Below are 22,703 nucleotides of genomic sequence, written 5' to 3'. Positions count from 1 at the left end.
TCGCAACGTGGAAAGGTTTGATACCGTTATTATAGGCGCTGGCGCAGCGGGTATGTTTTGTGCCGCGCAGGCAGGACAAGCAGGTAGTCGAGTACTGCTGATTGATAATGGTAAAAAGCCAGGGCGCAAGATTCTCATGTCTGGCGGGGGACGCTGCAACTTTACCAATCTTTATGTCGAACCGGCCGCCTATTTGAGCCAAAACCCCCATTTTTGCAAATCGGCACTTGCGCGTTACACGCAGTGGGATTTTATCGACCTGGTGGGCAAACACGGTATTGCCTGGCATGAAAAAACGCTGGGTCAGCTGTTCTGCGATGATTCCGCTCAGCAAATTGTCGATATGCTGGTAGACGAGTGTGAAAAAGGTAACGTAACTATGCGGTTACGGAGCGAAGTCCTGAGCGTGGTGCAGGATGATGAAGGTTTCACCCTCGAACTGAATGGCATGACGGTCGGCACGAAAAAACTGGTTATCGCTTCAGGTGGGCTTTCCATGCCGGGTCTGGGGGCAACGCCGTTTGGTTATAAAATTGCCGAACAGTTTGGTCTGAAGGTGTTGCCAACGCGCGCGGGACTGGTGCCCTTTACGTTGCATAAGCCACTGCTGGAGCAGCTTCAGGTGCTCTCTGGCGTGTCGGTCTCCTCCGTTATCACCGCCGAAGACGGCACCGTATTTCGTGAAAATCTGCTCTTTACACACCGAGGACTTTCGGGCCCAGCTGTTTTGCAGATTTCCAGTTTTTGGCAGCCAGGCGAATTTGTCAGCATTAATTTGTTGCCGGATGTTGACCTTGCGAGCTTCCTCGACGAACAACGTAGCGCACATCCTAACCAGAGCTTAAAGAACACCTTAGCAATGCAGTTGCCAAAGCGTCTGGTGGAATGCTTGCAGCAGTTAGGGCAAATTCCTGACGTGTCTCTGAAGCAGCTTAACGTGCGCGATCAACAGACGCTGGTTGAAACGCTGACCGAGTGGCGGGTGCAGCCGAACGGTACGGAAGGGTATCGTACCGCTGAAGTCACGTTGGGTGGTGTCGATACTAACGAGCTGTCATCGCGCACGATGGAAGCCCGCAAAGTGCCAGGGCTCTACTTTATCGGCGAAGTGATGGACGTCACCGGCTGGTTGGGAGGCTATAACTTCCAGTGGGCGTGGTCGAGTGCCTGGGCATGCGCACAGGATTTGGTATCTGAATAAGCGAAGACGATACGTTGAGCGTGTATCCGCTGCATTTTAAATAAAACTCACTTGTGAAATTTGCTCGGTGAAGGAATTGCCGGGCACGATTTTCTGCCTGCAACATACCTGCTACAACCGAATAGACATATTGAATCCAGGTGGTAGTATTCAATAGACAGCAGTAATGAGTATGCGTGTTTCATTTCCGGCCAGGAACGCTGATGATGACAACATTACTACCCGATTTCACAGCATTTTCATCATTCACTTCCTTCGCGGCGCAGGTTGCTTACATGCCTGTCTGCTCTCTGGCCATTGTTTCTCATTCCTTCTTATCCCGGATGGAATCTCCCGCTGAATAGCTGTTCAGTGGGCTTTGTGACACGCATCGTTTAATAACAGGGATTACGGCGGGTCGAATATGGATAAGTTTAAACGTCATATGATGTGGTGGGTGGCGGGCATCCTGGTCGTGGTGGCCGCGATAGCATGGTGGATGCTTCGTCCTGCGGGAATACCGGAAGGGTTTGCAGCCAGCAACGGCAGAATTGAAGCCACTGAAGTGGATATTGCCACCAAGATTGCCGGGCGAATTGACACGATCCTCGTGTCGGAAGGGCAGTTCGTCCGTCAGGGTGAGGTGCTGGCGAAAATGGATACCCGCGTGCTGCAGGAGCAGCGGCTGGAAGCGGTAGCCCAAATCAAAGAGGCCGAAAGTGCGGTGGCGGCGGCGCGGGCGCTGTTAGAGCAGCGGCAAAGTGAAATGCGCGCCGCGCAGTCGGTGGTAAAACAGCGTGAGGCGGAACTGCAGTCGGTCTCTAAACGCCACGTCCGCTCCCGTTCGCTATCTCAGCGTGGGGCTGTGTCTGAGCAACAGCTGGATGACGACAGGGCTGCGGCAGAAAGCGCACGCGCTGCACTGGAATCCGCAAAGGCGCAGGTCTCTGCGGCAAAAGCCGCCATTGAAGCCGCTCGTACCAGTATCATTCAGGCGCAAACCCGCGTAGAAGCCGCGCAGGCTACCGAACGTCGTATTGCGGCTGATATTGATGACAGCGAGTTGAAAGCCCCGCGCGATGGCCGCGTACAGTACCGCGTAGCTGAACCGGGCGAGGTGCTTTCCGCAGGCGGTCGCGTGCTGAATATGGTCGATCTCAGCGATGTCTACATGACGTTCTTCTTGCCAACCGAACAGGCTGGTTTACTGAAGATTGGCGGAGAAGCGCGGCTGGTGCTGGATGCTGCGCCGGATCTGCGTATTCCGGCGACCATCAGCTTTGTGGCTAGCGTCGCGCAGTTCACGCCGAAAACGGTCGAAACCAGCGATGAACGGCTGAAACTGATGTTTCGCGTCAAAGCGCGTATCCCGCCAGAGCTGTTGCAGCAGCATCTGGAGTACGTGAAAACCGGTCTGCCGGGCATGGCGTGGGTGCGTGTTGATGAAAGTCGCGCCTGGCCTGACGACCTGGTGGTGAGGTTGCCGCAATGACGCATCTGGCGCTGGTTCCCGTTCCTCCCGTGGCGCACCTTGACGGCGTGAGTCAGCATTACGGGAAAACGGTAGCGCTGAACAATATCACGCTGGATATCCCTGCCCGCTGTATGGTGGGGTTGATTGGCCCGGATGGCGTCGGAAAATCGAGCCTGCTGTCGCTCATCTCCGGCGCGCGGGTCATTGAACACGGCAACGTGATGGTGTTGGGTGGCGATATGCGCGACCCAAAACATCGCCGGGATGTCTGCCCGCGCATTGCCTGGATGCCGCAGGGGCTGGGGAAAAACCTGTATCACACGCTGTCGGTATATGAGAACGTCGATTTCTTTGCCCGCCTGTTTGGGCATGACAAAGCGGAGCGTGAGGCGCGGATTACCGAGCTGCTGAATAGCACCGGACTGGCACCGTTTCGCGACCGTCCTGCCGGGAAACTCTCGGGCGGGATGAAGCAAAAGCTGGGGCTGTGCTGCGCGTTAATCCACGACCCGGAACTGTTAATTCTCGATGAACCCACCACCGGGGTCGACCCGCTGTCCCGCGCCCAGTTCTGGGATCTGATTAACAGCATTCGCCAGCGGCAGACCAACATGAGCGTGCTGGTTGCGACCGCTTATATGGAAGAAGCCGAGCGCTTTGACTGGCTGGTGGCGATGAACGCCGGGGAGGTGTTAGCCACCGGGAGCGCGCAGCAGCTACGTGAGCAAACCAACAGCAACACGCTGGAGCAGGCGTTTATCGCGCTGTTACCTGAAGCCCAGCGGCAGGCGCATAAACCGGTAGTGATCCCGCCGTATCACGCTGAGCAGGAAGAGATTGCCATCGAGGCGAAAAACCTGACCATGCGCTTCGGTAAATTTGTGGCGGTGGACCACGTTAACTTCCGCATTCCGCGCGGGGAAATCTTCGGTTTTCTCGGCTCCAACGGCTGCGGTAAATCCACCACCATGAAAATGCTCACCGGACTGCTGCCCGCAAGCGAAGGCGAGGCGTGGCTGTTTGGGCAAGCGGTTGACCCGAAAAATATCGATACCCGCCGCCGGGTAGGCTATATGTCGCAGGCATTTTCGCTCTACAGCGAGCTGACCGTCCGGCAAAACCTCGAACTACATGCGCGGCTGTTCCATATCCCCGAAGCAGAAATCCCTGGTCGGGTGCAGGAGATGAGTGAGCGCTTTTCGCTGACCGATGTCGAAGATGCGCTGCCCGGTGCGCTACCGTTGGGGATCCGTCAACGCCTGTCGCTGGCGGTGGCGGTGATCCATCGTCCGGAGATGCTCATTCTTGATGAACCGACCTCCGGGGTCGATCCGGTGGCGAGGGATATGTTCTGGCAACTGATGGTTGATCTGTCGCGTCAGGACAAAGTGACCATTTTTATCTCCACCCACTTTATGAACGAAGCGGAGCGCTGCGACCGCATGTCGCTGATGCACGCCGGAAAAGTACTGGCCAGCGGTACGCCGCAGGAACTGGTGAAACAGCGTGGAGCTGCCAGTCTGGAAGAGGCGTTTATCTCCTGGTTGCAGGAAGCGGCAGGCCCGGCGCCGGAAACTCAGTTGGCGCCAGCCAATGTCCCGACAGTGCATGAAAACAGTAAGCCGCCGCGGCAAGGTTTTAGCCTGCGGCGCTTATTCAGCTACAGCCGCCGTGAAGCGCTGGAACTACGGCGCGATCCGGTACGTTCAACGCTGGCGCTGATGGGCACGGTGATCCTGATGCTTATCATGGGCTACGGCATCAGCATGGATGTGGAAAACCTGCGTTTTTCGGTGCTCGATCGTGACCAGACCGTCAGCAGCCAGGCGTGGACGCTGAATCTGGCGGGTTCGCGCTATTTTATCGAGCAACCGCCGCTCACCAGTTATGACGAGCTGGACAAACGGATGCGCTCAGGCGAAGTTGCGGTAGCAATTGAAATTCCACCAAATTTTGGCCGCGACATCGCGCGTGGAACGCCGGTGAAGATTGGCGTCTGGGTCGATGGTGCAATGCCAAGCCGTGCTGAAACGGTCAGGGGTTACGTGCAGGCGATGCACCAGACCTGGCTGCAGGATGTGATGGCGCGTCAGCCCAATGCCAGCGGGCAAAACGGGCTGATGACCATTGAAACTCGCTATCGTTACAACCCGGATGTGAAGAGTCTGCCGGCGATTGTTCCGGCGGTGATCCCACTGCTGTTGATGATGATCCCTTCCATGCTCAGCGCCCTCAGCGTAGTGCGTGAGAAAGAGCTGGGGTCGATTATCAACCTGTACGTTACGCCCACGACCCGCAGCGAGTTTTTACTCGGCAAACAGTTGCCGTACATCGTGCTGGGTATGCTGAACTTCCTGCTGTTGTGCGCGCTGTCGGTGTTTGTGTTCGGCGTCCCGCATAAGGGGAGCTTTGTGACCCTGACGCTGGCAGCGCTGCTGTACGTCACCATTGCCACCGGGCTGGGGCTGTTAATCTCCACGTTTATGAAAAGCCAGATCGCGGCCATTTTTGGTACGGCGATTATTACGCTGATCCCGGCGACGCAGTTTTCCGGAATGATCGATCCAGTTGCCTCGCTGGAAGGGCCGGGTCGGTGGATTGGTGAAATTTATCCGACCAGCCATTTTCTGACCATCGCGCGTGGAACGTTCTCTAAAGCGTTGGATCTGACCGATCTCTGGCCGCTGTTTATTCCGCTGGCGGTAGCCATTCCGGTGGTGATTGGTCTGAGCGTATTACTGCTGAAAAAACAGGAGGGGTGATGCGCCGATTACGCAATATTTATAACCTCGGCATCAAAGAGTTGCGCAGCCTGCTGGGTGACAAAGCGATGCTGACGCTGATCGTCTTCGCCTTCACGGTTTCGGTTTATTCTTCCGCGACTGTCCTGCCGGGTTCGCTGCATTTGGCACCGATTGCTATTGCCGATATGGACCAGTCGCAGTTGTCGAATCGGATTGTGAATAGCTTTTATCGCCCGTGGTTTTTACCGCCGGAGATGATCACTGCCGATGAAATGGATGCCGGGCTGGACGCCGGGCGCTATACCTTCGCCGTAAACATTCCGCCTGACTTTCAGCGTGATGTGCTGGCCGGACGACAACCGGATATACAGGTTAACGTCGATGCCACGCGGATGAGCCAGGCGTTTACCGGCAACAGCTATATCCAGAATATCATCAGCGGCGAGGTGAACAGCTTTGTGGCGCGTTACCGCGATAACAATGAGCCGCCGGTGGCACTGGAAATGCGCATGCGCTTTAACCCTAATCTGGAACCCGCCCGTTTTGGCGCGGTGATGGCGATCATCAATAACATCACCATGCTGGCGATTGTGCTGACCGGTTCGGCGTTGATCCGCGAACGCGAGCACGGGACTATTGAGCATCTGCTGGTGATGCCGGTGACGCCGTTTGAGATTATGATGGCAAAAATCTGGTCGATGGGGCTGGTGGTGCTGGTGGTTTCCGGTCTGTCGCTGATGCTGATGGTGAAAGGCGTGCTCGGGGTGCCGATTGAAGGTTCAATTCCGTTGTTTATGCTGGGCGTGGCGCTGAGCCTGTTCGCCACCACCTCGATCGGCATTTTTATGGGCACGCTGGCGCGTTCCATGCCGCAGTTGGGACTGCTGATGATTCTGGTGCTGCTGCCGTTACAGATGCTCTCAGGTGGCTCCACACCGCGTGAAAGCATGCCGCAGGCGGTGCAGGACATTATGCTGACCATGCCAACGACCCATTTTGTCAGCCTCGCGCAGGCGATACTTTACCGCGGCGCAGGGTTTGACATTGTCTGGCCGCAGTTTCTGACGCTGCTGGCGATTGGTAGCGCGTTCTTCCTGATAGCACTGCTGCGTTTCAGAAAGACGATTGGCACGATGGCGTAATCATTATTGCCGGGGGCGCTTCGCTTGCCTGGCCTACAGACGGTAACAGACGTAGGCCGGATAAGGCGTAGCCGCCATCCGGCATCCCGCAACGAAACAGGCAATTACTCTTCTTTCGGCAGGCACTGTAAATGGCCGTGGCGCACGCCGCGCTGGGAAATCACGTCATCGGCAAAATGCTGCACATCGCCCATGTCGCCTTTTAGCACGGCGATTTCCAGGCAGTCGTCATGGTTGATGTGCACGTGCAGCGTGGCGACCGATAAATCGTGATGGTGGTGTTGGGTAGAAACAATACGGCTGGCCAGATCACGCTTCTCATGCTCATAAACATACGAGAGCACCGCGAAGCCCTGAGTGCCGTGTTCAAGGGTAGTTTCCTGCGCCAGTGCGCCACGCAGAATATCGCGGATCGCTTCGGAACGGTTGTTGTAGCCACGGCGCTGACTCAGGCCGTCGAGCGTTTCCAGTAAATCGTCATCGAGGGTAATGGTGACTCGTTGCATCTGCAGTTAACCTTTCATGTGGCGCGTTGGCGCACAGGGAGTAAGGGGAATAGCGTATTTTGTAACACACGTCCGGCATCCGGGGAAAAGGTTAATGTTCTCGCAATAAACGCAGCAGAGTACTGACCTGTTCATCCAGCGGGGCAAGCGTATCTTTAACGATCAGATGCAAAGGCGTGGCGCGGCGAGCACCATGGCTTAACGGCAGTGGGCGTAAAAGCCCCTGATCAAGCTGCGTCTGAATACGTTCCTCAGGCAGCCAGCCGTAACCGACCTGATACATCACCGCATCAATCGCGGCATCAATGGTCGAGAAGGTCCAGGCATCACGAGCCGGTTGTTGTGGGTTATCGCGATCGGCAATGCGAATCAGCGGCCAGGCACGTAATGCGTCTTCATTCAGCGGCGCATCCAGCATGCAGAGTGGGTGATCGCGGTGGGCCACGGCCACGAAGTCAATATTCATCAGCCATTCGCCGCGTCCGGTGACATCCTGACGCCGGGTCAGGACCATTACGTCCGCATCGGCATGTGCTGCCAGTCGAGCATCACCATTCTCCAGGACTTCGGTCAGACGCACCTGCGTTTGCGGCCAGGCCTGCTGAAACTGTTTGAGAATGGCGAACAAGCGTTTGCGTGGGAAGATGCTATCTACCATCAAATCCAGCCGCGTTCGCGTACCGTTTTGTAACGTTGCGGCCCGGGTTTCCACCCATAAAAAGGCCTTCAGTAACGGTTTGACCTGATTGAGCAATAGCTCTCCGGCCGGGGTCAGGACAGCCCTGCGGCCTTCCGGGGTCAGCAGCGTTACGCCAAGTCGCTCCTGTAACAGTGCCAGATTGTAGCTTACCGAAGACTGGCTACGGTTGGTCTCTTCCGCCGCTTTAGCGAAGCTGCCCAGCTCCACCACTTTCTCCAATAGGGCCCACTGCTCGAGGGTTGTTTTGTGCATAACTCATCTAATAATTGAATGAATTTGATGCAAACATAGCGTTATTCATCCAATTTTTGAAGCGTTAAGATCCTCACATCAAGTAAGAGGAGAACGAATATGAGCGCGTTTGATAAACATGATTTGAGCGGATTTGTCGGCAAACATCTGGTCTATACCTACGATAATGGCTGGAATTACGAGATCTACGTGAAAAACGACACTACGCTGGATTACCGCATTCACAGCGGTATTGTGGGAAATCGTTGGGTGAAAGATCAGCGGGCCTATATTGTGCGGGTCGGGGAGAGCGTTTATAAAATTTCGTGGACCGAACCGACCGGGACCGACGTCAGCCTGATCGTAAACCTGGGTGACAAACTCTTTCACGGCACCATCTTTTTCCCTCGCTGGGTGATCAATAATCCGGAAAAAACGGTCTGCTTCCAGAATGACCATATTCCGCTGATGATGTCGTACCGCGATGCCGGCCCGGCGTATCCCACCGAGGTGATTGATGAGTTCGCGACCATCACTTTCGTACGTGACTGCGGCGCGAACAACGATGACGTTATTGCCTGTGCGGCGAGCGAGCTGCCGAAAAACTTCCCGGAAAATTTACGCTAAAGCTTCCAGGCGCTGCACGGCGTCTGCGGTTAGGGTAAACGGCGTGGGGGTGCACACCGCCAGGCTCAGGGTATCGAGCTGGCACTGGCTGACGGAGAGTGAGGAAGTTAGCGCGGTACTGTCGACGCTGACGATTTGCCAGGCGCTACCGCCGCGCTGTTTCACGATAGCTTCTTTACGCGTCCAGATGCGCCAGAACGCCGCCAGCTGTTGCTCCGGGCGTTCGGCCTCGACTTCGGCATGTTCACCAAGACTGAATACCGTATTTGCCAGCGTTTGCCAGTTATCGCGCGGGCGCACGACTTCAATATCGCAGCCGACTTCCCCTTCGTCGCTGAGCAGCAGGGCGATATCATCACCGCTGTGGCTGAGATTGAACCACAGCGGCGTGTCAGCAGAAAAGGCCGGTTTTCCTTGCTCGCCATAGACGATGTCCGGTAATGGCGAAAGGGCATGGGAAAGCAGCACGCGACCTGCCAGCCAGCGCGCACGGCGAGCACCTTGCGGCGCTTGCTCACTCAGTGCGGCAGGCAGTGCGCCAGCGCTTAAAACAGAAACTTTCCCAAGAACGATCCGGTACATATCACGGCCAACGTTTAATGATGATAGAAGTATTTATGCCGCCAAACGCAAAGTTGTTGCTCTGCAAAAACTCGCAATCAATCTTGCGGGCTTCACCCATAATGTAATCCAGCGCGCCACAATTGGCATCTGGCTGACTCAAATTTAGCGTAGGCGCAAACCAGCCTTCACGCATCATTTGCAGACTCATCCAGGCCTCTAGTGCGCCACAAGCGCCAAGGGTATGTCCAAAATAGCTTTTAAGCGAGGATAGCGGAACATTATCACCATAAATTGCAGAGGTTGCCTGACTTTCTGCAACATCACCACGATCGGTTGCGGTTCCGTGCGCTGAAATATAGCCGATATCCCGGGCACTAATACCTGCCATATTCAGTGATTTTTCCATGCAAATCTGCATTGTTTCGCGCTGCGGCTGGGTGATATGGGCAGCATCGCAGTTAGTGGCAAAGCCAACGATTTCACCATAAATCGTTGCTCCGCGCGCTTTAGCGTGTTCCAGCTCTTCCAGCACTAGCGTACCTGCGCCTTCTCCGATGACCAGACCATCGCGTTTTTCATCGAACGGGGAGGGGGTGGTTTTCGGTTCGTCGTTGCGCTGGCTGGTCGCGAATAGCGTATCAAACACGGCGGCTTCGGAAGGACACAGCTCTTCTGCACCGCCGGCGACCATCACCGTTTGATAACCGTGTCGAATGGCTTCCCATGCGTAACCAATTGCCTGGCTACCGGATGTGCAGGCGCTGGATGTCGGGATGACTCGCCCACGCAGACCGAAAAACAATCCGGTGTTAACGGCAGTGGTATGCGGCATCATTTGCACGTAGGTCGTGCCAGTGATGTTATTGGTGTGTTTCTCGGTCAGCATGGTCGCGAACTCGCTCACTGGACCGGTACTACCGGTTGATGAACCATAAGCGATCCCGGTTTCACCGTTAGTCAGTACCCGATCGCCAATCAGCCCGGCCTGCTCAAGCGCCAGCTCTGTTGCGCGGGTGGACATCAGCGATACGCGCCCCATGGCGCGAATTCGCTTGCGGGTATAGTGTTCCGGCAGAGTGAAGTCGTCGATCGGCGCTCCCAGCAGTGTGTGCAGTCCGTCATAAACCTGCCACTCCGGCATTTTGCGTACCGCATTTTCATATGCCAATAACCTGGCGGAGACAGCCTGCCAGTTTTCCCCAAAGGCGGTGACGCCGCCCATGCCTGTAATCACGACACGACGTGTCATAACATCCCTCCATTGATGGAAATCACCTGGCGAGTTACATAGCCCGCCACATCCGACATTAAATAACTGGCAAGCCCGGCGACTTCTTCAGCCTGACCTATTCGTTTCATGGGAATCATCGACATCGCCTCTTTCAATGCGGCTTCTTCCATCTCGATCATCCCGGTATCAATGAGTCCCGGCGCAATGCAGTTTACGGTAATTTTGCGTTTTGCCAGTTCGATAGCCAGCGCTTTGGTGGCACCAATAATTCCGGCTTTTGCCGCACTGTAATTGACCTGACCGCGGTTGCCCATCACGCCCGAAACCGAAGACAGTGTGATGATACGGCCCCCCTGGCGTGCGCTGATCATCGGCATAATGCACGGATGAATGACGTTGTAAAAGCTGTCGAGGTTGGTATGGATCACCGAATCCCAGTCGTTATCACTGAGCGCAGGGAAAGCGGCATCCCGAGTGACTCCAGCGTTGCTGACAATGCCGTACCATGCGCCGTTTGCCTCAATATCTTGCGACAGTATTTCACGGCACTGCTCGCGATTGGCAACGTCAAATGTCAACAGGCGCCCTACGCCGCCAGCGGCGAGGATAGCATCCAGCGTTTCTTGTGCTCCTTGCACATCGCGATGATAGTGTACGCCGACCACAAAACCGTCCGCGGCCAGTTGTCTGGCGATGGCGCGACCGATACCTTTGCTGGCACCCGTAACTAAAACTGAACGGCTCATGTGGACGCTCCTTGTTGAAATAGCGTGTTAATTTCTTCTGATGTTGGCTGGAAGGTGTTGACTCGACCGGTTGCCAGCGTCTCGTTGTCTGCCTGGATGGCACATTCAAAGCTACCGAATCGTGCATCCTGCATCAGCAATTTGACATGGATGCTCAGCTTCTTCCCGGCAGGCAGAACACCTGTAGCACAGACTAACTCACGTGCGCCCAGTACCATGCCTAACGTAATACTCGCCTGACCTTGTTGCTGGCGGTGCCAGCCAGACCAGACGCCAATGGTCTGCGCCATCAGTTCTAGTGCGAACCAGCCAGGCAGATTGCCATCAGGGTCGAGAAAAGGGGCCAGTACGCTGTTTGCTGATACTGTCACGTGGCAGGTGGCGGTTTCGTCCGCCACACTGACGACCTCTTCAAGAAGCAGCATCGGCGCATCATGCGGTAAATAGTCACCCGGTGGTAAAAAGTGGCTCATGAGGTTCTCCCGAGCAGGATGCTGGCATTATTGCCACCGAAGGCAAACGAATTAGACAAGATAACCGGGCGAGTCAGCGACTGCGGCTGTTCAATGATGCCGCAGGCTGGCAATGTTTCATCGCGTGGCGATTGGCTAAAATCCTGCGGTGGCAGCGGCAGTTCGCGTTGCAGAATCAGCATACTGATCGCTGCTTCGGTGATCCCCGCAGCGCCCAGCGTGTGCCCGGTCAGATGTTTGGTTGAACTGCACGGGACCGTTTCGCCAAATAGCGCGCTCACGACGTTGGACTCAATCTGATCATTTAACGGTGTGGCGGTTCCGTGCAGATTGATATAGCCCACGTGTTCCGGCGTCATTCCTGCGTCGTTAAGCGCCTGGCCGATGGCGCGAATGGCACCTTCCCCCTGTGGATGGGGAGCCGAAATATGGTACGCGTCGCTGGATTCGCCGACGCCAAGGAGCGCGATAGGCTGTGGCTCGCGGGTTAATACCATCAATGCGGCGCCTTCGCCAATGGTGATCCCACAACGGTCGCGGCCAAACGGCTGACACAGCGTTGGGGAGAGTGATTCCAGACTGTGGAATCCGTTGATTGGCATTCGGCTTAGCGTATCCGCACCGCCGACAATGGCGATATCGACCAGACCTGATTCGATCAAACGACGTCCGCTCATGATAGCCCTTGCACTGGACGAGCAGGCGGTTGAGAGCGTAAAGGCCGGGCCATCCAGCGCCAGCCAGTGGCTAAGAAAACGCGACGGATCGCCCAGTTCCTGTTGCGGATAGCGCCAGTCAGTGCTCTCTTTGCCGTTGAGCATCAAATCTACGTGAACGTCACCCTCATCCAGACCGGAGGTGCTGGTGCCGAGAACAACAGCAATACGATCGCGACCAAATCGGGCGATAGCGTCGTCCACCTGTGGCTGGATTTGCATCAGTGCTGCCAGCAATAGCTGGTTGTTGCGCGAACGATGAGCGCTAAAGTGCTGAGGAATAGCGGGCAGCTCACCGTCAACGCCTGCTAACACTGCGGATGGGTGTCCTTGCAGCCAGCCCGTGCGCGGGCGCATTCCCGGCGCTACGCCACGAGTGAGGTTGGCTGCGATTTCATCAGTGTTATTGCCCAACGCATTAATCATGCCAACGGCAGAAATGTAGATCATCTCAGTCACCCAGGTATTGAATGGTGATGTGGTATTTAAAAACGTGCTGTTCAATGCTGATCGGTTCGCGTTTTCCTTTTCGATTCAGATACGTGATTTCCGTGACCACTTTGCCGCGGGCATTGCGCAGCTCACGCGTGTCACCCGTATCGACGAGCGTCCAGCCTGTGGGTAATTGCGGTTGCCAGGCGCTAATCGGCCAGTGACTGAGCATCACGTCAGCCAGCACCTGGCTGGCTGGCGGCAATTGTGGAACGATGATCGATTGCTCGGTGTGCAGTCCTTTTTCATCGTAAGTCACGAGGAACAGGCGAATGCCGACTGATGACAGCCCGGCAAGTGTGATTTTCTTGTCATCAGCATTGAGCATGACCAACAGTGACTGAGTTTTGCCGTTGAAACTTCCGGTTAGTAGCTGTTGTGAATTCACCGCGGGAGAAATCCCCGGGGCAGGTAGCGTTACACGAGTCCCCGGCTCTAACCAGGCTTGCGGGCGGCCTTTCTGTTCCGGCTGCGAGTGGCTGCAACCGGCCAGCAGCAACGTGGCGACGAGCGCAGCGGTACGCCAGAATGTCTGTTTAATCATCTTCTTTTTTTCTCTTTTTTCCTGGCATAGCCAGCGGTGACAGCAGGAAGGCGGTGAAAATACCGCTCACTAGCACAATGCCAAAACTGCTGATTGCCTGAGTGGCGCTAAAGACCAGCATGCCGAGCGTCAGGAGCGTGGTCATCATCGCCAGCGTGATAGCCAGCAGCGATGTCAGTGGCGTACCGCGTGGATTACTAAAAAACAGCGTGTAGTTAATGCCAATTCCCAGTACCAGCACCAGTGCCAGCAGCGAGAACAGGTTGAGCGCATGACCGCTCAGGGCCAGTACCGCCAGACCGCAACCTAAAGACAGCACTGAGGGGACCAGGCTAATTAAGCCCTTACGCCAGCCAAGCCGAATGACGGCGCCACAGGCAATCACCGCCAGCGCAATGCACAGCAGACCGGTCAGAATATGGCGATAAAGGGCAAACAGGTTGTCAAAGCTGCTCTTACGATCCACCCACGCCACGCCGGAATATTTCGCGCTGAGCGTATTTAAAGCATCACTTTGTTTCACCCCTTCAACGGGAACCAGTACGCTGCTTTCGCCATCAGCCAGAGACAACCATAGCAAGCGCCAGCCTTCACTGGCCGGGCTGGCAAGCCAGGCATCGACGGTTACGGGCATGGCGCTAAGATCGGGGTTCACCGTTGCCAGACCGGCGTTGTTTAAGGCTTTCGTGATGGCGGGCGCGGCATCTTTTAGCAGAGACAGATCCTGCTGTTGCCGGGCGAGTGAATTCAGCGGAATGGTGCGATATCCGCTGAGTAACCCGTCTTTTTTTGCCTGTTCCAGCGCGGGGATAAAGGTTTCCAGCCGCTCCAGCGTTTGCTGAGCGGATTTGCCGTACACCACAAACCACTTCTGGTCGACGCTTTGCCCGGTCAGGGCGGTAATTGCTTTTTCCTGAGCAAGAATTTCCTGCGGCAGCGCCTGTAACTGGGAGATATCATCGTCTACGCGTAGCGTCGCCATACCTGCCAACGAGAACAACGCCAGCGCCACCGGCAGGCCAACGGATAATTTCTTATTCCGCCGCCATGCAGCAAGCCAGCGTAGCATGAGTACCATTGCCGGCACTGGGCGTACCGGCAACCGACGACACAACCACGGGTGCCAGAAAATGACCGTCAGGCAGGAGGCGCTCAGACCTACCGCCGCGAATACCGCCATCTGGCGAATACCGGGGAAGGGGGCCAGCATCATAATCAGATAAGCCGCTACGGTGGTGAGTAGAGCCAGGAGCAGGGCATTGCGCACTTTGGCAAGGCTTTGCCATGGCGATGTTTCCGCACCGTGCACCATCCGTTCGGTCAAATAGTAGAGCGTATAGTCGGCGGAAATACCGATGATGCTCATGCTCATCACCAGCGTCATCAGATGGAGCTCGCCAAAAATCAGCAGCGTGACGACGGTCCCCGCCAGCGCACCAATGCCAATCGAAATCAGGCACAGCAGCAGTGGACGCAGCGAACGAAATACAGCCACGATGAGCAGGATCACCCCGAGCACAGTGGCTATGCCGAGGGTAGAGATATCTTGTTTCGCCTGCTGGCTGGCGTAATCGCTATAGAACAGCGTCCCGCGAGACAGCAGTTGAGCCTGTGGATAGTGGGCTTTGAGCTCACCTTCCAGCGTATTCAGCGTGGTGACCAATTGATGCGTCTGTTGCATATCAAACGATGAGCCGGTCAACTCGCCATGTAACAGATACCAATAGTTGCCTTGCTCATCCTGGGTGACAAGCCAGCCGTCCATCAGGCGCAGACGCTGCCCGGTTTTGGCCATGGCCAGCTGCGAGCCTCGCATCAGCATGAAAGGATCGTTTTGTAGCTCTTTGCCACTGACGCCGGAGAATGCGGAGTAAAGTTGGGACAGGATCCACTGGCCCTGTGCTTCGCCGCCGTTTTGCAGCCGGGCGCGGGTCTCGTTATCTATAAGTCCGTTACGATGTTGCCAGAAGAATGCCCCCCAGGCCTGCTGGCTGTCGGCATCCATTGGACCTTTTACCTGGGCTAGCGCGTGCGATTTTTGCAGTAAAGCCAGCCAGTCCCGGGCTATCGCTGGGTCCGGTTGCTTACCGGGACTCACCAGCCAGACCACCTGACGGTCAAGGCGCTGCATAAATCCCTCGTTCAGATCCGGAGGTATAGCGCCCAGCGTCTGCTTTGGCAACATGGCCAGCACGCTGCTGTTAAGGCGGGCCTGAGGTAGCAACGTCAGAAAGATGCCCAGCAGAAGCAGGCAGACGACTCCCCATAACAGCGCGGGGCGTTTACTGGGCGGCAAAGCGTTGGCGTTCGTCATCGGTCAGTTGCGCTGGCGTTAGTTGGTGTTGGGAAAGCGCGATATCGGTGCGATCCCCCTGCTTATCGTTGAGATGAATGCTCTCCAGGTAAGTCTTTCCGGCTAAATCAATCGTCGCAAAAATCTTATCCAGCGGTGTGGTGATTGGCGTCAGGCGTAGCGTCCAGCGACCTTCTCCTAAGTCTGCAAACTCCACGCGGAAGTTTTGTTCCAGCACTTTACGATCCGCCTGGAATAACGCCCGTAGCAGATGATTAAACTGGAACATTTGCGGGTTATTCTCAGCGGTAATGGTCTGCGGTGGTTGACCGTTAATTGCCTGAACCATCCGTTTGTCGTCCAGCAGCAGCTGCATCGGGAACGGGGAGGTTTGATCCCACAGCAACCCCTGGTCGCGGGCGATCAACATCTTGCCCTGAGATCGCAGCGGCTGCGGCAGATCCTTTATCGTCCGGGTTTGATCGAAGTGGGCGCGAACCACCGGTTGTTCGGTAAAACGCTGTTGTAGGGAGTCGAGCGTCAGGGCACTGACGAAAGGGCTGACGAGCAGCACGAGCAATGGCCATAATTTCATGGTGTCACTCCCATCCGTTCAAACAGAATATCCGGGCTGACAAAGCACAGTTCACGGCTTTTTTCGTCGACGGCGACCTGGATGGTGTAGCCTGTTGTGGCGCGTTTACCTGTTTCGGCATCAAAAATTTCGTAGCCGATACGCAGGCGATTTTCGTACTCTTTAATTTGGGCGCGTACACGGATACGCTGCTCGAAAGTCAGCGCATTGCGATACTTCACCCGAGTGTCGACCACGGGCCACAGATAGCCAGATTCTTTCATCTGCCGATAGCCATAATCGAATTGGTTCAGCAGTGCCTCACGGGCAATCTCGAAGTAACGGAAGTAGTTACCATGCCACGCTACGCCCATCATATCGACGTCGTGAAACGGAATAGTTAGCTCGACTTCAGCCGTAAAGCGGGGATCGTTAAGCACCCTTTACTCCTTGTCATTGGTATCCGGCAGTTGCCAGAAATCGAAAAAGTTAAACCAGTCGAGGGGCGACTGAAGCGCATAGTGCTCAAGGCGTTCGGCGTAGAGATCGACAGTATTCTGTAATGCCTGTTGTCGTGTGGCGCGCGGTAAGAGCAGTGGGTCGGCAAACGGTTCGCAGTAGATGTGGAGTTTCTCCTGCTGGCGCAGGGCAAAAATCAGATCTACAGGGCAGCGTAAAATAGACGCGAGAATAAACGGGCCCTGAGGGAATGGCGCGTTTTGCCCCATAAAGCGGCTCCAGCACACGCGCCACTCGCCGCCGCGTTGGGGATTGACTGCGATGCGATCGCCTACGATGGCTACCCATTCACCGCGCTCCAGTTTCTCTTTGAGCAGAATGGCAGTATCTGGACCAATACTGTTCACCGGGAGCAGATTTAATCCAGCCTGCGGGGCCATCTCTTGCATGATTTGTTTAAAGCGTTGGGCGTTATCGCTAAATACCAGCGCATTGATTGTTTTACTGCCCTGTAGCTGGGCCAGTGCCCGACAGGCCTCGACATCGCCAAGATGTGAAGCCAGTAGCAGTTTTCCCCGAGGATCGCTGATATTCAGCGTCGTTTCTGCACCTGGTGCAAAAATCACATCGCGACCGAAGTGCAGCTCACCGCGCCAGCTGGCAATCTTATCCAGCATCGCGCCGCCAAAACGCAGGAAATGCTGATAACTGGTCAGGTTTGGCGGTACTGGCATCCTCCGTGTGATCAGTTGCGCCCTTACGCGGCTAATCCAGCGTTGAGAGGCTTTTCGGGCAGTTGAAGCGCTGAGCCAGTATACGCCGACGACAGGATACAGCAGCAGGGAGAAGGCTTTGCGACCCAGTACACGCCAGACCAGTAGCATCAGGCGCATTCCCCACAACCCTTTGACTTCCTGTTGCTGCGCCCAGTGTGTCGATGAACGACGACAAAGCAGGGAGGGGATGCGTGGCAACATGCCAAAGAACAGGCGAGTGTGCATCAATGAAATGTGCAAATTGTCTTTAAGCGCGTCGAAATGGGATAGCCCGTCCTGCGGATAGGTGACTCGCGTGGGGATAAAATAGCTGGTGTTGCCTTGCCAGTAGAGGCGCACCATCACTTCAGTATCAAAATCCATCCGTTTGCCGAGCGTTACGCGCTGTGCAAGTTGCAGTGTAGGGGCCACCGGATATACCCGGAAGCCGCACATACTGTCTTTGAGTTGCAACGAGAGCGTTTCTATCCACACCCAGATATGGGTTACCCAACGACCGTACAGGCGCGAGCGAGGAACCGAATCATCGTAAATCGGTTGTCCGGAAATCAGTGCTGTCGGATGTTCTTTTGCCAATGCAAGCAGCCTGGGAATATCTTCAATGGCATGTTGCCCGTCGGCATCGACCTGCACGGCATGACTGAACCCGGCATCTGCCGCCGTCTGCATTCCGCGAATAACCGCTGCGCCTTTGCCTGCGTTAATGGGCAGGCGAATTAACGTCAGATTGCTGTATTCTGCCGCCAGGCGTGCCAGTTCATCTCGTGTAGTCTCGTCGCTGCCATCGTCCACCACAATGCAGGGGAGATTGAACGGCCGAAGACGATCCAACACGTCTGACATCATCGCGCCGTGGTTGTAGCAGGGGATCAACACGCACGGGGAAAAGGTCAGCGGCATAACCGAATCTTCCCGCTGCTGGCGGTATGGCGCACGTCACCGTCGTGGCGCTGGTAGCTAAAAGAGAGCATCTGACGCGCTTCCTGCCAGCTCAGACTCAGGGTGACAGTGGCCTCTGGCAATAGCGGTGACTGGAACTTCACGTTTTGAATACTGTGAAAACGCCAGCCTGGGACCAGCAGCGTGGTGGCGTAATCCATCGCCCAGTTCAGCTGTGCAACGCCCGGCAGCAGTGGCTGCACGCTAAAATGCCCGCTGAACCAAAACAGAGACGGGTCGAGTTGTAAAACAATCTCAGCCTGATGAGGCAGTGCCTGATGGCGCTCGATTTCATGGGGTTTCATGAAATAACTCCTGTAATTGCGCATAGACACGCTTGTTCATACTGTTGACCGGAATCTCATCAATCACCCGCCAGTAGCGGGGAACCGCGACAGGCTCCAGCCAGGGCAGCAGCGAACGTCGCCAGGTCAGTTCTTGCGGTTTACCACCGCACTCAAGCCAGCGTTGCCGGGCTTCGTCATTCAGTACCAGCAGGACGCCAACGCCCTGACGTCCTCCACGTGAGACCGGCAATGCCGCGACTTCACAGATACCATCCAGTGCCAGTAAACGTTGCTCCACTTCGCTGAGTGAAATGCGTTTCTCTTCAATTTTGACCACCCGTCCGCGTCTGCCCATCAGGCGGAACTGTCCGTTTTCGATAAACTGCAGAACATCATCGAGTAACAGGCCATCATCAGCGTTAATTAGCGGTGAAAACACACGAAATGCGTCGTCTTCTGGCTGGAATCTGACGCCGGGAAAAGGCAGCCATGCCACATCATCCTGATGGCGATAGCGCCACGCAAGGATCCCGGTTTCAGTGCTGCCGTAGATCTCATCGGGCCAGACATTAAGCCAGTCAGCAGCCTGCGTGACGTCCTGCCAGGGCAGCATACCGCCCGCAGACAGAATCAGTTCTACCGGCGGCGGTGTCAGGTTGTGGTCGAGGCGTTTCAGAAACGCCGGGCTGCTGATAAACGCATACCGATGCTCAGCGCTCAGCGCCGCCAGTTGTTCGGCATACCAAAGCATCGCCGCGTGCAGCGGCAGGCCTAAGGCCATCGGCAAAAAAATACGGAATGTCAGGCCATACAGATGTTGCGGTACCACTGACGCGACCACCCGGCAACCTGCCAGACGATCGGCAAAGCGTGTAGCGAGCAATGCCGCTTCGCTATCCAGACGAGCGATCGGTTTGATCACGCGTTTCGGCTGGCCGGTCGAACCGGAAGTGAATAGCTCCACAAAGGCGTCACTGCGTATTGCTGGGAACGTGATGTCGTGAGCCACGGATGTCATGGCGGAGCTGACCACCCGCAGCGTTCCCTGCCAGTCCATCGCTTTATCGCTCAGTACGCCGTCAAACAGCAAGTGCTGCTCGTTTAACAACGAAACGCGACAATGTCCTGGGATCACCGGTGTTTTGCCGGCATGGAGTGTTGCCAGCAGTGCGACGATGAATAAATAGCTGTTCTCGAAGCACAATGCCCAGCGCTCACCTTCCTGCTGTCGCAGATATGCTAGCAACTGGGCCACATCATGGCGCAGATGGCCAAGCGTCCAGGTATGCTCTTCCTGCCACGCAACAGGAACGTCGTCCGGACGTGGGGCACAGAGCCATTGAGCGAGTGTGAGGGGCTGCTTCATTGGGTATCTCGTTTTATCACCAGTTGGCGAATTAACCACTCGCCTACCATCAATGTTCCCATTAGCAGATAGGAAACCATGCCGTTCCAGGTGGTCCACAGGGTCATATCGCCATTCAGTGCGGTAAAGAGCGCAACGCTGCCATTGATGATGAAAAAGGCGCACCAGATTTGTGTCACACGGCGCGTGTAGCGCACGCCCGCATCGGGCAGATTTGGGTCGCGCAGTCGTGCCAGACGTTCAACAATGGGCATTGCTGACCATAACGATCCACCAAAAACCGACAGCATAACGGCGTTTACCACTACCGGATAAAACAGCAGCAGCTGGTGCGTTTTGAGCAGATAACTGGCAATGCACAAGGTTATACCCGCGACCGCCACTACCTGGGTCACGACGCGCAGCGGCCCCGCCTGTCGCCGGGTCTGGCGAAAGCGTAAAAAAAGGAGTAGCGCCATCAACGGTAGCAACCAGTGCAGACTGTTATGCGCCAGGCCAAACCAGATCAAAAACGGCCAGGCCAGCAACAGTAGACCTGTCAGCAGTTGTACGACTGGCAACGAGCGTGTGCCCGACACGGAGAATTACGCTTCTTTGAGAAGGCGTTCTACCGCATCGACGACATCTTGTACGGTGCGTACTGCTTTGAACTCTTCCGGCTTGATTTTCTTACCGGTTTTCTTTTGCAGATGCACGATCATGTCGACGGCATCGATGCTATCGAGTTCCAAATCTTCGTACAGGCGCGCCTCAGGCTTGATATCTTGCGGATCAACTTCAAACAGCTTGACCAGCAGCGAGGAAACTTCAGCGTAAATGGCTTTTTGTTCGGTCATAACGGACTATCCTCAGGCACGTTGCGCGTGAATGAAAGATGCCAGCGTGGCGACGGAGAAGAAGTGCTGACGCATTTCTTCGCTCTCTGCTGAGAGGATCACGCCATACTCGTTTTTCACCGCCAGACCCAGCTCCAGGGCATCGATTGAGTCCAGACCTAAGCCATCGCCAAAGAGTGCCGCTTCGGTTTCAATATCATCAGCTGTCAGTTCGTCGAGATTCAATGTCGTTATAATGAGATTTTTGATTTCAAGATAAAGCGCTTGCATCATTAATTCCTGAAAGAGGTAAAGTACCTGGTTGTAATTGAAGCAAAAGATGCCGGTTCAACTGCCTTGCGGCCAGCGCCGGTTCTTGTGAGTTTGCGTCGTAAAATTGGTCGATCTTAACTCGTTCGTGTACTGAAATGGTAAACATCGGTTTTACAGATGGGACGTTGTACCATTGGCTTTCTTTATCCAGCATTTGTTCGCTGCAGTTAATAGTCACTATGCGTAAATCACTGCTGCAGCGCACGGCGATATTTGCTGCACCACGCTGTAACGTCATTGCTTCTCCGGGGCGTGTACGGGTTCCCTCGGGGAAAATTAAAATGGTATCGCCTTGCTCCAGACGTTGCTGGCAAGCGGGCAATAGCGCATCAGCCTGGCTGTTAATCAGATAATCTGCGGCCCGGACTACGCCGCCGAGAAAAGGATTTTTTAGTAGTGCACTTTTCACCAGACAGTCGGTTTCTGGCATGACCGAGGCCAGTAGGACATAGTCGATGAGCGTCGGGTGGTTGGCGACGACAAGACACCCTTGTTCGTTGCGTAAAATGTCTCGTCCTTCAATTTGGTAATCCAGCACGCCTAGCCGCTTCGCCACGGTTAAGAAGAGACGAAAACTGGCAGCGATACTGCGTCTGGCGATACGCCGACGTCGGGCTTTATCCCATACCGCGATCAGCAGGACGTTAAACCAAATCGTAGACAGGAGGAGCCCGCCGAGGCCAAACAGGGCAAAGCAAAAACCGGTCATCACCAGTCGCCATACCCGGTTAAGCCGCAGGATCATCGTGCTCATCCCTGACTCCACTGCCACTGTACGCGTTCGCCAGGCAGGGTAAACGCCCTGGCATCTTGTAAGTAATGTTGTAAAAACAACAGGCTTTGCGGCAATGTTGTCTCGCTCTGTGCGCTGTGTGGACGGGTTTCACATTGCCAGCTATCACCGGATTCAATAACCAGCGCGACGGCAAACGGCCATGTTGGCATGTCTGGTGGTAACTGTGGGTGATAAAACTCGGGCAGAAAACCGTCGAAATCGACCATCAATACGCGCTGATATCCCGCCTGCAACAGCCCGATGACTTCGCATAACCCCTGCTGGAATGTATCCCTGCCAGCAGAAAGCGAGGAGGAGACAATCGGTTTTTTCGCGGCGATGGTCAGGTTACCCACAGCAGAGTTATGGACAGAGAGGGCGAAATCGGTCGGTGAGAGTGCCTGCTCAGTCGCGAGAGCGTGCAGGATCCTGTAGTTACGCTCCAGTTCACCATGGCGGCTGGTATACAAAACGGCATTGATATCATGACGACGTAACATCGCCAGACCGCAATCGACGGCCAGTTTGCTGCCGGAACTGAGGCGGCGAGCTGTCATCATCGGTAACTCATTGAGCTTAGCCAACGGCGCGGTGGGATCGATGGCGTGCGAAAGCCGTGACCATTCATGCCACTGTTCTGTTTCGCTTAACCCAGGCGCCCTGGCCTGCCAGTCGATAATATTGAAAGCAAATTTCATCAACGCGTATCCGCGGTA

Annotated in this window: 24 protein-coding genes; 5 read left to right on the top strand and 19 right to left on the bottom strand. The window is 55.5% G+C overall.

What is annotated here, in order from left to right; genetic code table 11:
- The first annotated feature begins 7 nt into the window (after nucleotides 1-7).
- The 4 genes from OGY72_RS21350 to OGY72_RS21335 all read left to right on the top strand — a co-directional run bounded on the left by OGY72_RS21350 (nucleotide 8) and on the right by OGY72_RS21335 (nucleotide 6,540).
- Nucleotides 8-1,201 carry a BaiN/RdsA family NAD(P)/FAD-dependent oxidoreductase gene (locus tag OGY72_RS21350; RefSeq protein ID WP_008786394.1) on the top strand — a complete coding sequence of 398 codons (1,194 nt, stop codon included), beginning with the start codon at nucleotides 8-10 and terminating at the stop codon, nucleotides 1,199-1,201.
- A 403-nt stretch (nucleotides 1,202-1,604) separates the two neighbouring features.
- Complete coding sequence (locus tag OGY72_RS21345; RefSeq protein ID WP_003827499.1) at nucleotides 1,605-2,672, top strand: HlyD family secretion protein; 1,068 nt, start codon at nucleotides 1,605-1,607, stop codon at nucleotides 2,670-2,672.
- A complete protein-coding gene (rbbA, locus tag OGY72_RS21340) occupies nucleotides 2,669-5,416 on the top strand; it encodes a ribosome-associated ATPase/putative transporter RbbA (RefSeq protein WP_286549303.1) in 2,748 nt (915 codons plus the stop codon). Before OGY72_RS21345 ends, rbbA begins: the two co-directional genes overlap by 4 nt.
- Nucleotides 5,416-6,540: an ABC transporter permease gene (locus tag OGY72_RS21335; RefSeq protein WP_063941408.1), complete on the top strand. Its 1,125-nt coding sequence runs from the start codon at nucleotides 5,416-5,418 to the stop codon at nucleotides 6,538-6,540. Before rbbA ends, OGY72_RS21335 begins: the two co-directional genes overlap by 1 nt.
- 104 nt (nucleotides 6,541-6,644) lie before the next feature.
- Here OGY72_RS21335 and nikR read toward each other — a convergent pair whose 3' ends face one another.
- Together nikR and OGY72_RS21320 are read right to left on the bottom strand one after the other, a co-directional pair.
- Nucleotides 6,645-7,046 carry a nickel-responsive transcriptional regulator NikR gene (gene nikR, locus OGY72_RS21330; protein ID WP_003827507.1) on the bottom strand — a complete coding sequence of 134 codons (402 nt, stop codon included), beginning with the start codon at nucleotides 7,044-7,046 and terminating at the stop codon, nucleotides 6,645-6,647.
- Nucleotides 7,047-7,137: 91 nt separating this feature from the next.
- Nucleotides 7,138-7,998 (bottom strand): LysR family transcriptional regulator, encoded by an 861-nt coding sequence (locus OGY72_RS21320; RefSeq protein ID WP_003827509.1) that lies wholly within the window; start codon nucleotides 7,996-7,998, stop codon nucleotides 7,138-7,140.
- 99 nt (nucleotides 7,999-8,097) lie between these two features.
- Between OGY72_RS21320 and OGY72_RS21315 the strand changes: the two genes are divergently transcribed.
- Nucleotides 8,098-8,604 carry a phenolic acid decarboxylase gene (locus OGY72_RS21315; RefSeq protein WP_008786388.1) on the top strand — a complete coding sequence of 169 codons (507 nt, stop codon included), beginning with the start codon at nucleotides 8,098-8,100 and terminating at the stop codon, nucleotides 8,602-8,604.
- On the opposite strand, the gene acpT is transcribed toward OGY72_RS21315, so the two are convergent.
- Genes acpT through OGY72_RS21230 form a run of 17 tightly spaced genes read right to left on the bottom strand, consistent with a single transcriptional unit; the run spans nucleotide 8,596 to nucleotide 22,685 of the window.
- Complete coding sequence (acpT, locus tag OGY72_RS21310) at nucleotides 8,596-9,186, bottom strand: 4'-phosphopantetheinyl transferase AcpT (protein ID WP_003827514.1); 591 nt, start codon at nucleotides 9,184-9,186, stop codon at nucleotides 8,596-8,598. The genes OGY72_RS21315 and acpT overlap by 9 nt on opposite strands.
- Before the next feature lies 1 nt (nucleotide 9,187).
- Nucleotides 9,188-10,417, bottom strand: coding sequence for a beta-ketoacyl-ACP synthase (locus OGY72_RS21305; RefSeq protein WP_003827516.1), 1,230 nt, complete (start codon nucleotides 10,415-10,417; stop codon nucleotides 9,188-9,190).
- Complete coding sequence (locus OGY72_RS21300) at nucleotides 10,414-11,145, bottom strand: 3-ketoacyl-ACP reductase FabG2 (protein ID WP_003827518.1); 732 nt, start codon at nucleotides 11,143-11,145, stop codon at nucleotides 10,414-10,416. The genes OGY72_RS21305 and OGY72_RS21300 overlap by 4 nt, the downstream gene beginning before the upstream one ends.
- A complete protein-coding gene (locus tag OGY72_RS21295) occupies nucleotides 11,142-11,618 on the bottom strand; it encodes a hotdog family protein (protein ID WP_003827520.1) in 477 nt (158 codons plus the stop codon). The genes OGY72_RS21300 and OGY72_RS21295 overlap by 4 nt, the downstream gene beginning before the upstream one ends.
- Nucleotides 11,615-12,784 (bottom strand): beta-ketoacyl-[acyl-carrier-protein] synthase family protein, encoded by a 1,170-nt coding sequence (locus OGY72_RS21290; protein WP_003827522.1) that lies wholly within the window; start codon nucleotides 12,782-12,784, stop codon nucleotides 11,615-11,617. The genes OGY72_RS21295 and OGY72_RS21290 overlap by 4 nt, the downstream gene beginning before the upstream one ends.
- 1 nt (nucleotide 12,785) lies before the next feature.
- On the bottom strand, nucleotides 12,786-13,370 hold the full coding sequence (locus tag OGY72_RS21285) for a DUF3261 domain-containing protein (protein WP_003827523.1): 585 nt from the start codon (nucleotides 13,368-13,370) through the stop codon (nucleotides 12,786-12,788).
- Entirely contained in the window at nucleotides 13,363-15,684 is a 2,322-nt protein-coding gene (locus OGY72_RS21280) for an MMPL family transporter (RefSeq protein WP_191235941.1), read from the bottom strand. The genes OGY72_RS21285 and OGY72_RS21280 overlap by 8 nt, the downstream gene beginning before the upstream one ends.
- Nucleotides 15,653-16,258 carry a LolA family protein gene (locus OGY72_RS21275; RefSeq protein ID WP_003827526.1) on the bottom strand — a complete coding sequence of 202 codons (606 nt, stop codon included), beginning with the start codon at nucleotides 16,256-16,258 and terminating at the stop codon, nucleotides 15,653-15,655. Before OGY72_RS21275 ends, OGY72_RS21280 begins: the two co-directional genes overlap by 32 nt.
- Nucleotides 16,255-16,677, bottom strand: coding sequence for an acyl-CoA thioesterase (locus OGY72_RS21270; protein ID WP_003827529.1), 423 nt, complete (start codon nucleotides 16,675-16,677; stop codon nucleotides 16,255-16,257). The genes OGY72_RS21275 and OGY72_RS21270 overlap by 4 nt, the downstream gene beginning before the upstream one ends.
- A gap of 3 nt (nucleotides 16,678-16,680) precedes the next feature.
- Nucleotides 16,681-18,372: a glycosyltransferase family 2 protein gene (locus OGY72_RS21265; protein ID WP_286549293.1), complete on the bottom strand. Its 1,692-nt coding sequence runs from the start codon at nucleotides 18,370-18,372 to the stop codon at nucleotides 16,681-16,683.
- On the bottom strand, nucleotides 18,363-18,716 hold the full coding sequence (locus OGY72_RS21260; protein WP_003827533.1) for an ApeI family dehydratase: 354 nt from the start codon (nucleotides 18,714-18,716) through the stop codon (nucleotides 18,363-18,365). The genes OGY72_RS21265 and OGY72_RS21260 overlap by 10 nt, the downstream gene beginning before the upstream one ends.
- Complete coding sequence (locus OGY72_RS21255) at nucleotides 18,703-20,064, bottom strand: AMP-binding protein (protein WP_003827534.1); 1,362 nt, start codon at nucleotides 20,062-20,064, stop codon at nucleotides 18,703-18,705. The genes OGY72_RS21260 and OGY72_RS21255 overlap by 14 nt, the downstream gene beginning before the upstream one ends.
- The gene (locus tag OGY72_RS21250) at nucleotides 20,061-20,642 is read right to left on the bottom strand and encodes a COG4648 family protein (protein WP_003827535.1); all 582 of its coding nucleotides are present in this window, start codon (nucleotides 20,640-20,642) and stop codon (nucleotides 20,061-20,063) included. The genes OGY72_RS21255 and OGY72_RS21250 overlap by 4 nt, the downstream gene beginning before the upstream one ends.
- 6 nt (nucleotides 20,643-20,648) lie before the next feature.
- Nucleotides 20,649-20,900: an acyl carrier protein gene (locus tag OGY72_RS21245; RefSeq protein WP_003827536.1), complete on the bottom strand. Its 252-nt coding sequence runs from the start codon at nucleotides 20,898-20,900 to the stop codon at nucleotides 20,649-20,651.
- Nucleotides 20,901-20,912: 12 nt separating this feature from the next.
- Complete coding sequence (locus OGY72_RS21240; RefSeq protein ID WP_003827537.1) at nucleotides 20,913-21,170, bottom strand: phosphopantetheine-binding protein; 258 nt, start codon at nucleotides 21,168-21,170, stop codon at nucleotides 20,913-20,915.
- Complete coding sequence (locus tag OGY72_RS21235; protein ID WP_003827538.1) at nucleotides 21,151-21,966, bottom strand: lysophospholipid acyltransferase family protein; 816 nt, start codon at nucleotides 21,964-21,966, stop codon at nucleotides 21,151-21,153. Before OGY72_RS21235 ends, OGY72_RS21240 begins: the two co-directional genes overlap by 20 nt.
- Entirely contained in the window at nucleotides 21,963-22,685 is a 723-nt protein-coding gene (locus OGY72_RS21230; RefSeq protein WP_003827539.1) for a beta-ketoacyl synthase chain length factor, read from the bottom strand. The genes OGY72_RS21235 and OGY72_RS21230 overlap by 4 nt, the downstream gene beginning before the upstream one ends.
- Between the last annotated feature and the right edge of the window lie 18 nt (nucleotides 22,686-22,703).

This window comes from Citrobacter sp. Cpo221 (assembly GCF_030332345.1).
Classification (GTDB): Bacteria; Pseudomonadota; Gammaproteobacteria; order Enterobacterales; family Enterobacteriaceae; genus Citrobacter; species Citrobacter portucalensis.
The sequence above is the reverse complement of the archived record's forward strand: the minus strand, read 5'-3'. Positions and strand labels throughout refer to the sequence as shown.

Coding starts and splice junctions, on each gene's coding strand:
- OGY72_RS21345 (WP_003827499.1), top strand. CDS start 1,605: ATGGATAAGTTTAAACGTCATATGATGTGGTGGGTGGCGGGCATCCTG.
- rbbA (WP_286549303.1), top strand. CDS start 2,669: ATGACGCATCTGGCGCTGGTTCCCGTTCCTCCCGTGGCGCACCTTGAC.
- OGY72_RS21335 (WP_063941408.1), top strand. CDS start 5,416: ATGCGCCGATTACGCAATATTTATAACCTCGGCATCAAAGAGTTGCGC.
- nikR (WP_003827507.1), bottom strand. CDS start 7,046: ATGCAACGAGTCACCATTACCCTCGATGACGATTTACTGGAAACGCTC.
- OGY72_RS21320 (WP_003827509.1), bottom strand. CDS start 7,998: ATGCACAAAACAACCCTCGAGCAGTGGGCCCTATTGGAGAAAGTGGTG.
- OGY72_RS21315 (WP_008786388.1), top strand. CDS start 8,098: ATGAGCGCGTTTGATAAACATGATTTGAGCGGATTTGTCGGCAAACAT.
- acpT (WP_003827514.1), bottom strand. CDS start 9,186: ATGTACCGGATCGTTCTTGGGAAAGTTTCTGTTTTAAGCGCTGGCGCA.
- OGY72_RS21305 (WP_003827516.1), bottom strand. CDS start 10,417: ATGACACGTCGTGTCGTGATTACAGGCATGGGCGGCGTCACCGCCTTT.
- OGY72_RS21300 (WP_003827518.1), bottom strand. CDS start 11,145: ATGAGCCGTTCAGTTTTAGTTACGGGTGCCAGCAAAGGTATCGGTCGC.
- OGY72_RS21295 (WP_003827520.1), bottom strand. CDS start 11,618: ATGAGCCACTTTTTACCACCGGGTGACTATTTACCGCATGATGCGCCG.
- OGY72_RS21290 (WP_003827522.1), bottom strand. CDS start 12,784: ATGATCTACATTTCTGCCGTTGGCATGATTAATGCGTTGGGCAATAAC.
- OGY72_RS21285 (WP_003827523.1), bottom strand. CDS start 13,370: ATGATTAAACAGACATTCTGGCGTACCGCTGCGCTCGTCGCCACGTTG.
- OGY72_RS21280 (WP_191235941.1), bottom strand. CDS start 15,684: ATGACGAACGCCAACGCTTTGCCGCCCAGTAAACGCCCCGCGCTGTTA.
- OGY72_RS21275 (WP_003827526.1), bottom strand. CDS start 16,258: ATGAAATTATGGCCATTGCTCGTGCTGCTCGTCAGCCCTTTCGTCAGT.
- OGY72_RS21265 (WP_286549293.1), bottom strand. CDS start 18,372: ATGCCGCTGACCTTTTCCCCGTGCGTGTTGATCCCCTGCTACAACCAC.
- OGY72_RS21260 (WP_003827533.1), bottom strand. CDS start 18,716: ATGAAACCCCATGAAATCGAGCGCCATCAGGCACTGCCTCATCAGGCT.
- OGY72_RS21255 (WP_003827534.1), bottom strand. CDS start 20,064: ATGAAGCAGCCCCTCACACTCGCTCAATGGCTCTGTGCCCCACGTCCG.
- OGY72_RS21245 (WP_003827536.1), bottom strand. CDS start 20,900: ATGACCGAACAAAAAGCCATTTACGCTGAAGTTTCCTCGCTGCTGGTC.
- OGY72_RS21240 (WP_003827537.1), bottom strand. CDS start 21,170: ATGCAAGCGCTTTATCTTGAAATCAAAAATCTCATTATAACGACATTG.
- OGY72_RS21235 (WP_003827538.1), bottom strand. CDS start 21,966: ATGAGCACGATGATCCTGCGGCTTAACCGGGTATGGCGACTGGTGATG.
- OGY72_RS21230 (WP_003827539.1), bottom strand. CDS start 22,685: ATGAAATTTGCTTTCAATATTATCGACTGGCAGGCCAGGGCGCCTGGG.